Origin of the sequence: Massilia phyllostachyos (assembly GCF_021044825.1) — a bacterium.
GTDB lineage: Bacteria > Pseudomonadota > Gammaproteobacteria > Burkholderiales > Burkholderiaceae_D > Telluria > Telluria phyllostachyos.
This window is the reverse complement of the sequence record NZ_JAJNOC010000001.1, coordinates 939,207-952,157: the sequence shown is the minus strand read 5'-3', so window position 1 is coordinate 952,157 and position 12,951 is coordinate 939,207. Positions and strand designations below refer to the sequence as shown.

Below are 12,951 nucleotides of genomic sequence, written 5' to 3'. Positions count from 1 at the left end.
AATGGGTCAATCGCATTATTCGACAAGCGGTGGCCGAAGTCAAGAAATGAAACGGTTGCATTTCATTTTTAGGTCGTTTACTCTACCCACCATGTCCAAAGCCATCACCGAGTCCATTTCCCCCGTCAAATCCTCCGGCCGTCCCAAGGCCTCCGAGGTCGAGGCGCGCACCCAGGAACTGATCTGCACCGCCGGCCAGCTCTTCCTCAAGCACGGCTATGCGGGCGTCAGCCTGGAAGCGATCGCACGCGAAGCGCGGGTCGCGGTGCGGACCATCTATGTGAAGTTCGGCGGCAAGGCCGGCCTGTTGAAGGCGGTGCTGCAACAGCGCCGCGAGCGCTTCTTCCCGGTCGGCAAAATGGACCTCGACCAGCGCCCGCTGCGCGAAGTGATCGACGAGTTCGCCGGCTATTTCTATGACATGCTGTGCGAGCCGGATGCGATGGCGCTGCAGCGCGTGGTGATCGCCGAAGCCGGCAGCAGCCCGGAACTGGCCGAGGCCTTCTACGAGGCCGGCCCGCGCGCCACCCGCGAAATGCTGGAACGCTACTTCGCCCGCCCCGACATCCGCGCCCAGCTGCGGTCCGACGTGCCGATCAACCTGCTCGGCGCCCACCTGATCGCCTGCATCAACGGCGACCCGGTGATGCGCTTCCTGTTCCCGGAACGCGAGCCGGTGCGCGAGGAAGCGCGCCGCCTGCTTTCCGAACGTCTAGAGTTGTTTTATCGCAGCATTCTTTGACCAGATGGTCAAAAAATGGTCTGTGCGTCAACGCACCGACCCGGATTGCATTTTTGTGTCATTCTGACATCCTTACCAAAGGAGGATGTCATGAACAAAAAAACGACAGCGGCGCTTTGCCGCGAGGAGGAAAAATGAGTAAGTCTTCCCGATACGAATGGCGTGACCAGCAGGCAGCCCTGCAGGAACGCATGAAAGGTTTCCTGCAAAACCCGAGCAACGAACAGCTCGACGCCGTCGTCGCCGACATGCGCGCCTACGCCGCCGCCGCCCAGGCCGGCACCATCGATATCCCGGAACGCTGCACCGCGTTCAGCTGATCGAACGAATCCGGCCAGCCGCACATGCCGCCCGCGCAAGCCGGGCGGCTTTTTTTCGCCTGTCCGGTTCAGGTGAGGGCCGGCGCCGGCACGCCCTGGGCCGCGGTTTCGAAATCGAACAGCCGGGTCAGGCAATACACCTTGCGCGGCGCCCGGTGGCGTTCGTGGATTTCGCGGGTCATGACTTCGACCCGGCGCGGCTGCATGGCGAGCTGGCGCGGATCGATCGATCCGCGGCGCCTTCCGCGAAGCGCGTCGCCAGTTGCTGGGAAATGGTGCCATGGACGACGGCGGGCGCACCGTGCACGGTGGTCTTCAGTTCGAAGCAGCGCGTTTCGGGCAGGACGAATACCGTCCCGATATATTCATTGCCGTACTCATACATGGCGATCTCCTCTGGCTTGACCTTGCGAACGGCGGCCAGCGGCTGGCCGCCACACGCTCCCATCATAGCGTCAATACGCCGCCACTACCCTCGGCACGATTCGACAAATGCGATTTGGTTCATCCGACGGTCGCAAACACAGCCTTTTCATTGGCTGTGTTCGCGGTCGACCTCACCCGGCCTGCTCCGCCTGCCTGAGCCAGGCGCGTGGCGATACCCCCATCCGCGCGGTGAAAGCGCGGGTAAAGGTGGAAGGGCTGGTGAACCCGGCGCGGGCGCCGACCGCCTTGACCGGCATGCCCTGGCGTAGCAGGCGAACGGCGAGCGCCATGCGCGAGCGGACCAGGTATTCGCCTGGCGGGACACCTGTCACTGTGCGGAAATACTCTGCGAAGGCAGCACGCGACATGCCTGCTTCAGCAGCCAGCGTCTCCAGGGTCCAGGCTTCATGAGGACGGTCGTGCATCGCCCCCAGGGCTGCGGATAAATGGCGATCGGCAAGCGCAGCGAGCAGGCCGGGCGACAGGCTGCCACCCTCGAACTCGCGCCGCATCAGCTGCACCAGCAGGATGTCGCACAGCCGGTCCAGCACCAGGTCGCGCCCCGCCCCCTCCTGCGCCGCCTCGCGGAACAGGAACTCCAGCGTGGCGTCCAGGCCGGAGATGGCCGCCAGCGGCAGATGCAGGCGGTCCGGCAGGATTCGCAGCAGGGGGTTGTTGCCGCCGTCCCCGAACATGATCTCGGCGCACAACAGGGTGGCGCTGTGGCCCGAAGGGATGCGCAGCAGGTGCCCAAGCCCGCGCGGATAGAACACCAGCGCCGGTTCCTCGACGCGGATCAGGCTCCCATCGTCGTGCACGAATTCAACCATGCCCTGCCGCACCAGGTGCAAATGGCCGGAGATCCCGCTGCCGCGGAAACGGTTGGCGTCGCAAAAGTCGCCGTTGAAGAACACCCGGGCGTGGAAGGCGTGGCGGCCAAGGAGTTGTGAAAGTCGGTCCATGCAATCAAATTTTGACGATTTGCAATCAAAACTGGACGATATGCAAAGTTTCCTTGTAGAAATTTATCGAAATTGCGTCCAGAATACCCATCCTTAACGGCAGCCTGCCGTCTTTCTTTCGCTCCTTTCCCTCGAATATGAAGAATATCCGCATCAAGCACCTCATTACGCTGGTCACCGGCGCGCTCATCCTCGTGACGGTCGCCGTCGGCGGCCTCGGCTATTTCTCGGCGCGCCAGTCGGTCGACCTGCTCGAGAACGTCGCGCTGCGCTCATCCAGCCAGCAAACCGCGCTGGCGACCATCGCCTATCGCATGGAAACCAACCGCAGCCAGTTGCTGCAGGCGCTCCAGCACAACCCGGAGAGCAAATATGCGGTCATGCATGACCACCCGCTGGCCAACCACTTCAACAATATCCTGGCCAACACCGCCGAGCTGCGCAACGCCCACGGTGCCCTGGTCGCCTCCCTGCGCCGCCCGGAAATCAAGCACGCGTTGGGACGCTGGGAAAGCGCCAGCGCCGGTTTCGGCATCGACATGATCGCGCGCGCCACGCGTGCGCTGGAACAGGGCGATTGGGACCTGGCGCAGGGCATCCTGATCCGCGAGGTCAATCCCACCTACCTGAAAGGACAGCAGGCCTACGCCGCCATGCAGGAATTCATCAGCGCGCGTAACCTGCGCCAGAGCGAGGAGTTGCACGAGCGCCTCGACCTGCTGAATCGGCTGACCATCGGCGCCATGGCCTTCGCCGTGCTGCTGGCGGCCGCCGCCACCGTCTACCTGGTGCGCGCCATCACCCGCCCGCTCGACGCCGCCGTGCAGGTGGCGCGCCGCGTCGCCGACGGCGACCTCGGCGCCCGCATCACGGTCGACTCGCGCAACGAGTTCGGCCAGCTGCTGGCCGCCCTGCGCGACATGACGGCGAGCCTGTCCGGCATCGTCGGCGAGGTGCGCAGCGGCAGCGACCTGATCGCCACCGCCTCGAGCCAGATCGCGATCGGCAATATGGACCTGTCGGCGCGCACCGAGCAGCAGGCCAGCTCCATCGAAGAGACCGCCGCATCGGTCGAGGAACTCACCGGCACGGTGCGCCAGAACGCCGACAATGCACGCCAGGCAAACGGCCTGGCGGCGAATGCCTCCAGCGTGGCCACCCGCGGCGGCGCGGTCGTGGCCGAGGTCGTGGACACCATGGGCGCGATCAATGCGTCGGCGCGCAAGATCGTCGACATCATCGCGGTCATCGACGGCATCGCCTTCCAGACCAATATCCTTGCGCTGAATGCGGCCGTCGAAGCGGCGCGCGCCGGGGAGCAGGGCCGCGGGTTCGCCGTGGTCGCTTCCGAGGTACGCAGCCTGGCCCAGCGCTCGGCCAATGCGGCCAAGGAGATCAAGGCATTGATCACCGACTCGGTCGAGAAGGTCGACAGCGGCAGCCTGCTGGTGGGCCAGGCCGGCGCCACCATGGAAGAGATCGTGCAGAGCGTGCGCAAGGTCGCCGCCATCATGGAGGCGATCACCGCCGCCAGCAGCGAGCAGAGCGCCGGCATCGACCAGATCCACCAGGCGATCAGCCAGATGGACCGGGTCACCCAGCAGAACGCGGCCCTGGTCGAGGAAGCGGCCGGCGCCGCCCAGTCGCTGGAAGAAAGCGCCGCCAGCCTGGCGCAGCGGGTCAGCGTGTTCCGCACCGGTGACGAGCAGCCGGCGCGGCGCCCCGCCCTGGCCGGCCACGACGCCGCCCGGATCGCCTGGTCGGCCGCCTGACGCTTCCGCGTAGCACCTGCGCATTTCGCGCCGGCCCCATGCAGTTCGCGCCGGTGCGCCGCCGTTTCGTCGCAAGCGGCGGCGCGGCGCCGGGCGCCTCGCTAGAGTGGCTCCATCGACAACCGAAGGAGACCACACCATGCACCCGATCCGCAGCGCCGCCTGCCTCGCCCTGACCCTCTGCGCCATCGGCGCCGCCAGCGCCGCCGACCTCACCGTCCGCATCGAGGACATCCCTTCCGCCCAGGGCAGCATCATGGTCGCCCTCTACGACGGCCCGGGCAACTTCCTGCGCAAGCCGGTGCGGAGCGCCCGTGTGGATGCCGCCAAGGGCGCCGTCGACATTGTCCTCAAGGACCTGCCGGCAGGGGGCTACGGCATCGCCGTGTTCCACGACGCCAACGGCAACGGCAAGATGGACAGCAACGCCATGGGCATCCCGGTCGAGGACCACGCCTTCAGCAACAATGCGCGCGGCACCATGGGCCCGCCGAGCTTTGAGCAAGTGAAAGTCGACCTGCCGGCCGCCGGCGCCACCGCCGCCATCAGCCTGCGCTAGGAACCGCCATGGACCGCCGCCGTTTTCTCGAAGCCGGTTTCAGCCTGGGCGCCCTGAGCCTCGCCGGCGCCGCGCGCGCCGACCAGGAAACCTTCCGCCGCTTCCACGCAGCGCTGGCGCGCGAGCCGGCCCTCGGCGTCTACGCCGACACCGTCGGCAGCCAGGCGGGCGAAGCAACCATCGTGGGCCGCATTCCGGCAGACCTGCAGGGCAGCTTCTACCGCAACGGCCCGGGCCGCTTCGAGCTCGGCGGCGAACGCTACCAACACTGGTTCGACGGCGATGGATTCGTCCAGCGCTGGACGATCGGCGGCGGCAAGGTGCGCCACCAGGGCCGCTTCGTCGAAACCAGGCGCTACCAGGACGAATCGGCCGCCGGCCAGTTCCTGTACCCGTCCTTCGGCACCCATGTGGCGCGCCGGGGCTTCCGCGACAACGATACCCTGAACGCGGCCAATACCAACCTGGTGCCGTTGAACGGCCGCGTCTACGCGCTGTGGGAAGGCGGCTCGGCCTACGAAATCGATCCGGAAACGCTGGCCACCGTCGGCGTGAAAGCCTGGCGCGGCGATCTGCGCGCCATGCCCTTCTCGGCCCATCCGAAACTCGACCCGCAGGGCGGCCTGTGGAACTTCGGCGCCCTGCCCGGCTCCGGACGCATCGCCTTGTACCAGCTGGGCGCCGACGGCTCCGTCCTGCGCACCGGCGTGGTCGAGGTGCCGCAGCAGGCGCTGGTGCACGACTTCCTGGTGAGCAGGGAACACCTGGTCTTCATGATCCCGCCCTACGACCTGAAGGACGGCAAGGACCTGAGCTTCGCCGAGCGCCATGTCTGGGCGGGCAGCGGGACGAAGGCGCGGCCGATGCGCATCGTGGTCGTCAGCAAGGACACGCTCACGGTGCGCCAGGTGTTCGAACTGCCGCCACGCATGGTGTTCCACTTCGGGAACGCCTGGGAAGATGGCGCCTGCACCCGCTTCGACGCGGTGCTGCACGACGGCGACGTGCTGGCCGAGCTGGGCGGCCTGATGTCCGGCCAGCGCCCCGACCGCCTGACGTCGCGCAGCGAGGCGGTGCAGGTCTGCCTCGACTACGCGGCCGGGCAGGCACGCACCAGCCGCCTGTTCGGTTCCAGCGAATTCCCGCGCGTGGCGCCGCAGTCGGTCGGCGCACGCCATCGCCGGCTGGTGCTGCTGGGCATGGGCGACACGGTGCTGTCGAGCGTGAACCTGGTCGACACCGACAGCGGCAGGGTCGACGGCTACCGCTTCGGCACCGGCTGGCAGGTCGAGGAACATGTGCTGGTCCCACGCCGCAATGCGCGCAGCGAGACCGACGGCTACCTGGTCGGCGTGGCCCAGGATTTCAAGAAGGGCGTCGGCGTGATGACGGTGTTCGATGCGGCGCGCGTCAGCGCCGGCCCGGTGGCGCTGGCCCGTTTGCCCTATCGCACCCCGCACTGCTTTCATGGTAATTTCTTGTCTGCATGATTACCGCCGACAAAGCCCAGGCAGGACGCGCCACCGAGCGTGTCCGCACCCATCCGCTGGAACTGCTGCCCGTGTTCCGGCGCTGGCCCTCGTCCCCGGCGCGCAACCTCGTCTACACGGCGATCTGGAGCAGCCTGATCGCCGTCGCCCTGACCGTCCTGCAGGCCGTATTCGGCCGCTCGGGCGTGCCGCTCGGGCGGGTGCTGTTCTTCACGCTCGCGATCAGCAACCTGATCGGCTTCCTGATCCATGGCGCCCTGCAGCTGATCGAATACAGCGTGCGGCGCGAACATGGCTGGCTGTTCCGCGCCGCTCAGCTGCTGGCGGTCGGCGCGGTGAGCGTGATCGGCATCCCGCTCGGCAATGCCCTGCTGCTGGGCCGCCACCCCCTGCACTTCTTCCGCTACAGCGACGCCTGGAGCATCCTGCTGGCCTTCGGCATCCTGACGGCGGTGCTGATGGTGCTGGTGCTGGCCGCCGGCGAACGGCGCATGCGGCGCGAGGCGGAAGCCGCGCGCCAGCAGGAACAGATCGCCGCCGCCGGCAAGCTCGTCGCCGAAGCGCGCCTGCGCGCCCTGCAGGCCCAGATCGAGCCGCACTTCTTATATAACACCTTGGCCAATGTGGTCAGCCTGATCGACACCCAACCGGCCAAGGCCAGGCGCATGCTGGAACGCTTCATCGACTACCTGCGCGCCAGCCTGGCCGCCAGCCGCGCCGAACACGCCACCGTCGGCAGCGAACTCGATCTGGCCGGCGCCTACCTCGACGTGCTCGGCGTGCGCATGGGCGAACGCCTTCGCTGGCGCTTCGAACTCGAGCCCGCCGCGCGTGCGCTGCCGATCCCGCCGATGCTGCTGCAGCCCTTGGTCGAGAATGCGATCATGCATGGCATCGAGCCCAAGCTCGAAGGCGGCGAGATCGTCGTGTGCGCGCGGGTCGAGGACGGCCTGCTGTGCGTCGAGGTGCGCGACAGCGGCCTCGGCCTGCGCATGGCGCCGCCACGGCCCGGCGGCGGCGTCGGCCTGTCCAACCTGCGCGAACGCCTGCGCCAGCTGTCCGGCCCCGGCGCACGGCTGGAACTCATCGAAAACCCGACCGGCGGCGTGACCTCGCGCCTGCTGCTTCCACTATGACCGACCAAGCACATGCCCTGATCGCGGACGACGAGCCGCACCTGCTCGACTACATGGAATCACAACTGGCCTCCGCCTGGCCGGGCCTGCGCATCACGCGCGCCGCCAACGGCATCCAGGCGCTGCAGCTGATCGACGAGCTGGCGCCGGATGTCGTCTTCCTTGATATCCAGATGCCGGGGCTGAACGGGATCGATCTCGCTGCGCGCTTGTGCGAAGGCGCGCATCCGCCGCGGGTGGTGTTCACCACGGCCTATGATCACTACACGCTGCAGGCCTTCGAGCATGCGGCGTTCGATTATCTGCTCAAGCCGATCGGGCTGGAGCGCTTGTCACGCACCGTTTCAAGGCTGAAGGAGACGCTGGCCAAGCCGGCTACTTCACCACCCGCGGATGCGCTGGCAGCGCTGCTGCGGCAGCTCGGCGTGGCCGCGGCCGCGCCTGCTCCGCTGCAGTGGATCCGGGCGGCCAAGGGGCAGGAGACGCGCTTGATCTCGATCGATGAGGTAATTTATTTTCAGAGCAATGACAAGTACACCAGCGTGTTCTTGGCGGAGGGGGAGAGCCTGATCCGCACGCCGCTCTCCAAATTGAAGGAACAGCTGGATGCGCAGCAGTTCTGGCAGATTCACCGCGGCGTCATCGTCGCGGCGAAGCACATTGCCGGAACGCGCACCGACTTCCGCGGGCGGCTGCACGTTCGTTTGAAAGGGCGCGACGAACAGCTGGTGGTGAGCCGGAACTACGTCGACCTGTTCAAGCAGATGTAGACGTCACGTCACCAGGGAGACCTGCGACGCAGCGAGCAGCGCCTTGGCTTCCGGACCGATGTAGTCGCCGCCATGCTTCGTCAGGATGCTCCTGATACGGCGGACGACTTTCCTGCCCCATTTGACGAAGGCTTCATCCTTCATGACCGGCGCGCCGTCCGGGCCGAAATACGAACTGACGAAGTAGACTCTGCCGCGCCGGATGATCCTGCCGTCGCTGAAGCAGCGGTTGAACTCCAGGACAGGGTCGCGCTGCACGTCGACTGTCCAGTAATCGGGCCCCGCCACGTGGCGAACTGGCAGCATGGCGAGATCGGCAGGCCGCACCAGGTCGAAGAACAGCCAGGTATGGCCGTCTTCATCGTGGCGCAGCGACGTCAGCACCCGGGGCGCCGGGCCTTTCGAGCGGCGATGCAGGATGGCCACCGGCTCGATCGCGCGGATCGCGTCCTCCACCATCTCGGTATCCTTGAGCGTCAGGTACAAGTTGAGCTGGTGTCCCATGTGCCGTTCACAGAGTAACGCCTGGGCCGGGCGCCCCGAATGCGATGAGATCCTTGTCGACGGCCTCCCAATGCTCCATCAGCGCATCATGGCCTTGCTCTTTCCAGATCCGGTGCTCGTCATGGGTAAGAAAAACGACGGTCAGTATCTGGTACCTTTCTCCCTCACACTCGATATCGCCCGGCAGGTTGTCCAGGCAGTTGAACAGGTCGGACACCAGGAAGATCACGCCGCAGACATCGTGGGTCCGCAGCCTGGCATCGTCCAGCAGGAGCACGTTTCCCGGCAAGACCCCGGACTCCAGCTCCTGATTCTCGACCGTGCCGAGCACCGTCCGCACCAGCATCGGGTCGGCATCGCTCACCGTGACATAAACGTTGCTGGTGATCGTCGGGAGGGTAAACACCAGATGGGCGGCCTGGTCGAAACCGCTGGGCATGACCACCGTGTAGAGGCGGCGGTCGGTTTCGTCCTCCCACGACCGGATGTCGCCGGACCGATCGAAATGGCCCTGCTCTCCAATGAGGTCGGCCATTTTCTGCAGCAGCACCGGAGAGTAGGTCTTGTTCATCCGCGATCATCTTCCTTAAAAAAACGGGACCATCGAGGTCCCGTTTCATTCTACGCTATCGCGAGATCACTTCTTCCGTGCCGGCGGCAGGTCGGTACAGACGCCCTTGTAAGCCTCCGCCGCCATCCCGATCGACTCACCCAGCGTCGGGTGCGGGTGAATGGTCTTGCCGATGTCCACCCCATCCGCGCCCATCTCGATCGCCAGCGCCACTTCACCGATCATGTCGCCCGCATTGGTGCCGACGATGGTCCCGCCGATGATGCGCTTGGTCTCCGCATCGAACAGCAGCTTGGTGAAGCCTTCGTCGCGGCCGTTGGCGACCGCGCGGCCGCTGGCGTTCCACGGGAAGTGGCCTTTCTCGACCGCGATGCCCTTCTGCTTGGCTTCGTCCTCGGTCAGGCCGACCCACGCGACTTCCGGATCGGTGTAGGCCACCGACGGAATCACCTTGGCGTCGAAGAAAGCCTTCTCGCCGTGCGCCGCTTCGGCAGCGACGTGGGCTTCATGCACCGCCTTGTGCGCCAGCATCGGCTGGCCCACCAGGTCGCCGATGGCGAAGATGTGCGGCACGTTGGTGCGCATCTGGCCGTCCACGCCGATGAAGCCGCGGTCGGTCACGGCGACGCCGGCTTTGTCGGCGGCGATCTTCTTGCCGTTCGGGCTGCGGCCCACGGCCACCAGCACCAGGTCGTACAGCTGCGGCTCGGGCGCCGCGACGCCGGCTTCGGCGGATTCGAACGAGACCTTGATCCCTTCCGGCAGCGCTTCCACGCCGACGGTCTTGGTCTTCAACATGATGTTGTCGAAGCGGTGCGCGTTGTACTTCTGCCAGACCTTGACGGCCTCGCGGTCGGCGCCCTGCATCAGGCCGTCCATCATCTCGACCACGTCGATGCGCGCACCCAGGGTCGAGTACACGGTCGCCATTTCGAGACCGATGATGCCGCCGCCGATGACCAGCATGCGCTTCGGCACCTGGCGCAGTTCCAGCGCGCCGGTCGAATCGACGATGCGCGGGTCTTCCGGCACGAAGGGCAGCTTCACGACCGCCGAACCGGCGGCGATGATCGCTTTCGCGAATTTCACGACCTTCTTCGAACCGTCGGCTGCGGTGACTTCGATGTGGTTCGGGCTGAGGAACTGGCCCACGCCCTGCACCACATTCACCTTGCGCGCCTTGGCCATGAAATTCAGGCCGCCGGTCATCTTCTTGATCACGCCATCTTTATAGGCGCGCAGCTTGTCGATGTCGACGTCAGGCTTGGCGAAGCTCACGCCCAGGTCGGCCATGTGCGCCGTCTCGTCCATGATGTGCGCCACGTGCAGCAGCGCCTTGGACGGGATGCAGCCCACGTTCAGGCAGACGCCGCCCAGGGTCGCGTACTTCTCGACCAGCACGGTGTTCATGCCGAGATCCGCCGCGCGGAAGGCGGCCGAGTAGCCGCCGGGGCCGGCGCCCAGCACCATCATCTCGCACTCGATGTCGACCTGGCCGCTGTAGCTGGCCGCGCCCGGCGCCGGGGCCGCCGCGGGAGCGGCAGCCGGCGCCGGATGGGCCGGTGCGTACGAGTCGGTCGGGCCGGCGGCGGCGGTCGGAGCCACGGCTTGCGCGCCGATCTGCGCAGCCGGCTTGTCGCTGGCGGCGCCCGGTGCGGATGCGGCCGGTGCGGATGCGGCCGGTGCGGCAGCGCCGGCGCCCGACTCTTCCACCATCAGCAGCAGCGAACCTTCGTTCACCTTGTCGCCGACTTTCACCTTGACTTCCTTGACCACGCCGGCGTTCGTCGACGGGATCTCCATGCTGGCCTTGTCGGATTCGACGGTCACCAGCGACTGGTCGACCTTGATGGTGTCGCCGGGCTTGACCAGCAGTTCGATGATCTCGACGTCCTTGAAGTCGCCGATGTTCGGAACCTTCACTTCAACAGTGCTCATTCGCTGGCTCCTTACAGAAGGGTCTTGCGCAGGTCGGCCAGGACGTCGGCCAGGTAGGCGGCGAAGCGTGCGGCGCCGGCGCCGTCGATGACGCGGTGGTCGTACGACAGCGACAGCGGCAGCATCAGGCGCGGCTGGAAGCTCGATCCGTCCCACACCGGCTTCATCGCCGACTTCGACAGGCCCAGGATCGCGACTTCCGGCGCATTGATGATCGGCGTGAAGGCCGTGCCACCGATGCCGCCCAGCGACGAGATGGTGAAGGTCGCGCCCTGCATGTTCGCCGGGGACAGCTTGCCGTCGCGCGCTTGCGCGGACAGTTCGCCCATCTCGACCGCGATCTGCGAGATCGTCTTCTTGTCGGCATCCTTCACGACCGGGACCACCAGGCCGTTCGGGGTGTCGGCGGCGAAGCCGATGTTGTAGTACTGCTTGACGATCAGGCTGGCGCCGTCTTCGGACAGCGACGAATTAAATTGCGGGAACTTCTTCAGCGCGGCGACCGACGCCTTGATGACGAAGGCCAGCATGGTCAGCTTGACGGTCGACTTCTGCTTGGCCAGCGCGGCGTTCGAATCGACGCGGAACTGTTCCAGGTCGGTCACGTCGGCATCTTCGAAGTGCGTGACGTGCGGGATCATGACCCAGTTGCGGTGCAGGTTCGGGCCCGAGATCTTCTTGATGCGCGGCAGGGCCACGGTTTCGGTCGGGCCGAACTTCGAGAAGTCCAGCGACGGCCAGGCCAGCACTTCCAGGCCATTGCCCGGGCCGCCCGACTTCGACGGTGCAGCAGCCGTTGGGCCGGCAGCCATCACGCCCTTGACGAAGTTCTGCACGTCCTGCTGGGTGATGCGGCCCTTCGGACCGGTGCCCGGCACGCGGCCCAGGTCGACGCCCAGTTCGCGCGCGAACTTGCGGATCGACGGCGAGGCGTGGGCCTTGGCGCCGGTGACGCCTTGTGCCGGCGCTGGCGCAGCGGCCGGCGCCGGGGCCGCGGCAGGTGCGGCTGCAGGCGCCGACGGTGCAGCGGCGGCAGGCGCCGGAGCGGCAGCTTGCGCAGGCGCGGCGGCCGGTGCGCCACCGGTCGACTCGACCAGCAGCACCAGCGAACCCTTGGCGACTTTGTCGCCGACCTTGACCTTGATTTCCTTGACGGTGCCGGCGTGGCTGGACGGGATCTCCATGCTCGCCTTGTCCGATTCGACCGTGATCAGCGACTGGTCGACCTTGATCTGGTCGCCCGGCTTGACCATCAGCTCGATGACTTCGACTTCCTTGAAGTCGCCGATATCCGGCACGGTGACTTCGACCACGCCGCCCGCTGCGGCGGGGGCGGCAGCGGCAGGCGCCGGTGCGGCTTCGGCGGCCGGTGCGGGTGCAGCGGCTGCAGGCGCAGGCGCAGGCGCGGCGGCGGCAGGCGCAGCGTCAGCACCGCCGGCTTCTTCCACCAGCAGCACCAGCGAACCTTCGGCAACCTTGTCGCCGACCTTCACTTTGATTTCCTTCACGACGCCGGCGTGGCTGGACGGGATCTCCATGCTCGCCTTGTCCGATTCGACGGTCACCAGCGACTGGTCGACCTTGATCGTGTCGCCCGGCTTGACCATCAGCTCGATGACTTCCACTTCCTTGAAGTCGCCGATATCGGGGACTTTGACTTCCACAATGCTCATAGTGTTAGCTCCAATTATTCTTTGAGTTAGCCTTCGAGCCGTCGCCCCGGCGAAGGCCGGGGCCCAAGTTTGCGTGCACTCATACAAA

General features: G+C 66.4%; 13 protein-coding genes. 7 read left to right on the top strand and 6 right to left on the bottom strand.

All coding sequences use genetic code 11. The features are described from left to right. Window positions 1-91: 91 nt before the first annotated feature. On the top strand, window positions 92-742 hold the full coding sequence (locus tag LQ564_RS04080; RefSeq protein ID WP_231056792.1) for a TetR/AcrR family transcriptional regulator: 651 nt from the start codon (window positions 92-94) through the stop codon (window positions 740-742). A 134-nt stretch (window positions 743-876) separates the two neighbouring features. Beyond that, window positions 877-1,062: a hypothetical protein gene (locus tag LQ564_RS04075; protein WP_231056791.1), complete on the top strand. Its 186-nt coding sequence runs from the start codon at window positions 877-879 to the stop codon at window positions 1,060-1,062. A gap of 178 nt (window positions 1,063-1,240) precedes the next feature. On the opposite strand, the gene LQ564_RS04070 is transcribed toward LQ564_RS04075, so the two are convergent. Continuing rightward, the gene (locus LQ564_RS04070; protein WP_231056790.1) at window positions 1,241-1,447 is read right to left on the bottom strand and encodes a hypothetical protein; all 207 of its coding nucleotides are present in this window, start codon (window positions 1,445-1,447) and stop codon (window positions 1,241-1,243) included. A gap of 172 nt (window positions 1,448-1,619) precedes the next feature. Beyond that, window positions 1,620-2,450, bottom strand: coding sequence for an AraC family transcriptional regulator (locus LQ564_RS04065; RefSeq protein ID WP_231056789.1), 831 nt, complete (start codon window positions 2,448-2,450; stop codon window positions 1,620-1,622). A 137-nt stretch (window positions 2,451-2,587) separates the two neighbouring features. Between LQ564_RS04065 and LQ564_RS25890 the strand changes: the two genes are divergently transcribed. From LQ564_RS25890 to LQ564_RS04035, 5 genes are all read left to right on the top strand, one after another. Next, window positions 2,588-4,222 (top strand): methyl-accepting chemotaxis protein, encoded by a 1,635-nt coding sequence (locus LQ564_RS25890; RefSeq protein ID WP_272492077.1) that lies wholly within the window; start codon window positions 2,588-2,590, stop codon window positions 4,220-4,222. A 139-nt stretch (window positions 4,223-4,361) separates the two neighbouring features. Next, complete coding sequence (locus LQ564_RS04050; RefSeq protein WP_269143399.1) at window positions 4,362-4,781, top strand: DUF2141 domain-containing protein; 420 nt, start codon at window positions 4,362-4,364, stop codon at window positions 4,779-4,781. 8 nt (window positions 4,782-4,789) lie between these two features. After that, complete coding sequence (locus LQ564_RS04045) at window positions 4,790-6,271, top strand: carotenoid oxygenase family protein (RefSeq protein WP_231056788.1); 1,482 nt, start codon at window positions 4,790-4,792, stop codon at window positions 6,269-6,271. Beyond that, the gene (locus tag LQ564_RS04040; protein ID WP_231056787.1) at window positions 6,268-7,407 is read left to right on the top strand and encodes a sensor histidine kinase; all 1,140 of its coding nucleotides are present in this window, start codon (window positions 6,268-6,270) and stop codon (window positions 7,405-7,407) included. Before LQ564_RS04045 ends, LQ564_RS04040 begins: the two co-directional genes overlap by 4 nt. Beyond that, a complete protein-coding gene (locus LQ564_RS04035) occupies window positions 7,404-8,177 on the top strand; it encodes a LytR/AlgR family response regulator transcription factor (RefSeq protein ID WP_231056786.1) in 774 nt (257 codons plus the stop codon). The genes LQ564_RS04040 and LQ564_RS04035 overlap by 4 nt, the downstream gene beginning before the upstream one ends. A 3-nt stretch (window positions 8,178-8,180) precedes the next feature. Here LQ564_RS04035 and LQ564_RS04030 read toward each other — a convergent pair whose 3' ends face one another. The 4 genes from LQ564_RS04030 to aceF form a co-directional block, all read right to left on the bottom strand. Continuing rightward, window positions 8,181-8,681: a hypothetical protein gene (locus LQ564_RS04030; protein WP_231056785.1), complete on the bottom strand. Its 501-nt coding sequence runs from the start codon at window positions 8,679-8,681 to the stop codon at window positions 8,181-8,183. Between the two features lie 7 nt (window positions 8,682-8,688). Next, on the bottom strand, window positions 8,689-9,252 hold the full coding sequence (locus LQ564_RS04025; RefSeq protein ID WP_231056784.1) for a hypothetical protein: 564 nt from the start codon (window positions 9,250-9,252) through the stop codon (window positions 8,689-8,691). 66 nt (window positions 9,253-9,318) lie between these two features. Continuing rightward, window positions 9,319-11,190, bottom strand: coding sequence for a dihydrolipoyl dehydrogenase (lpdA, locus tag LQ564_RS04020; protein ID WP_231056783.1), 1,872 nt, complete (start codon window positions 11,188-11,190; stop codon window positions 9,319-9,321). 11 nt (window positions 11,191-11,201) lie between these two features. Next, window positions 11,202-12,863, bottom strand: coding sequence for a dihydrolipoyllysine-residue acetyltransferase (aceF, locus tag LQ564_RS04015; RefSeq protein WP_231056782.1), 1,662 nt, complete (start codon window positions 12,861-12,863; stop codon window positions 11,202-11,204). Between the last annotated feature and the right edge of the window lie 88 nt (window positions 12,864-12,951).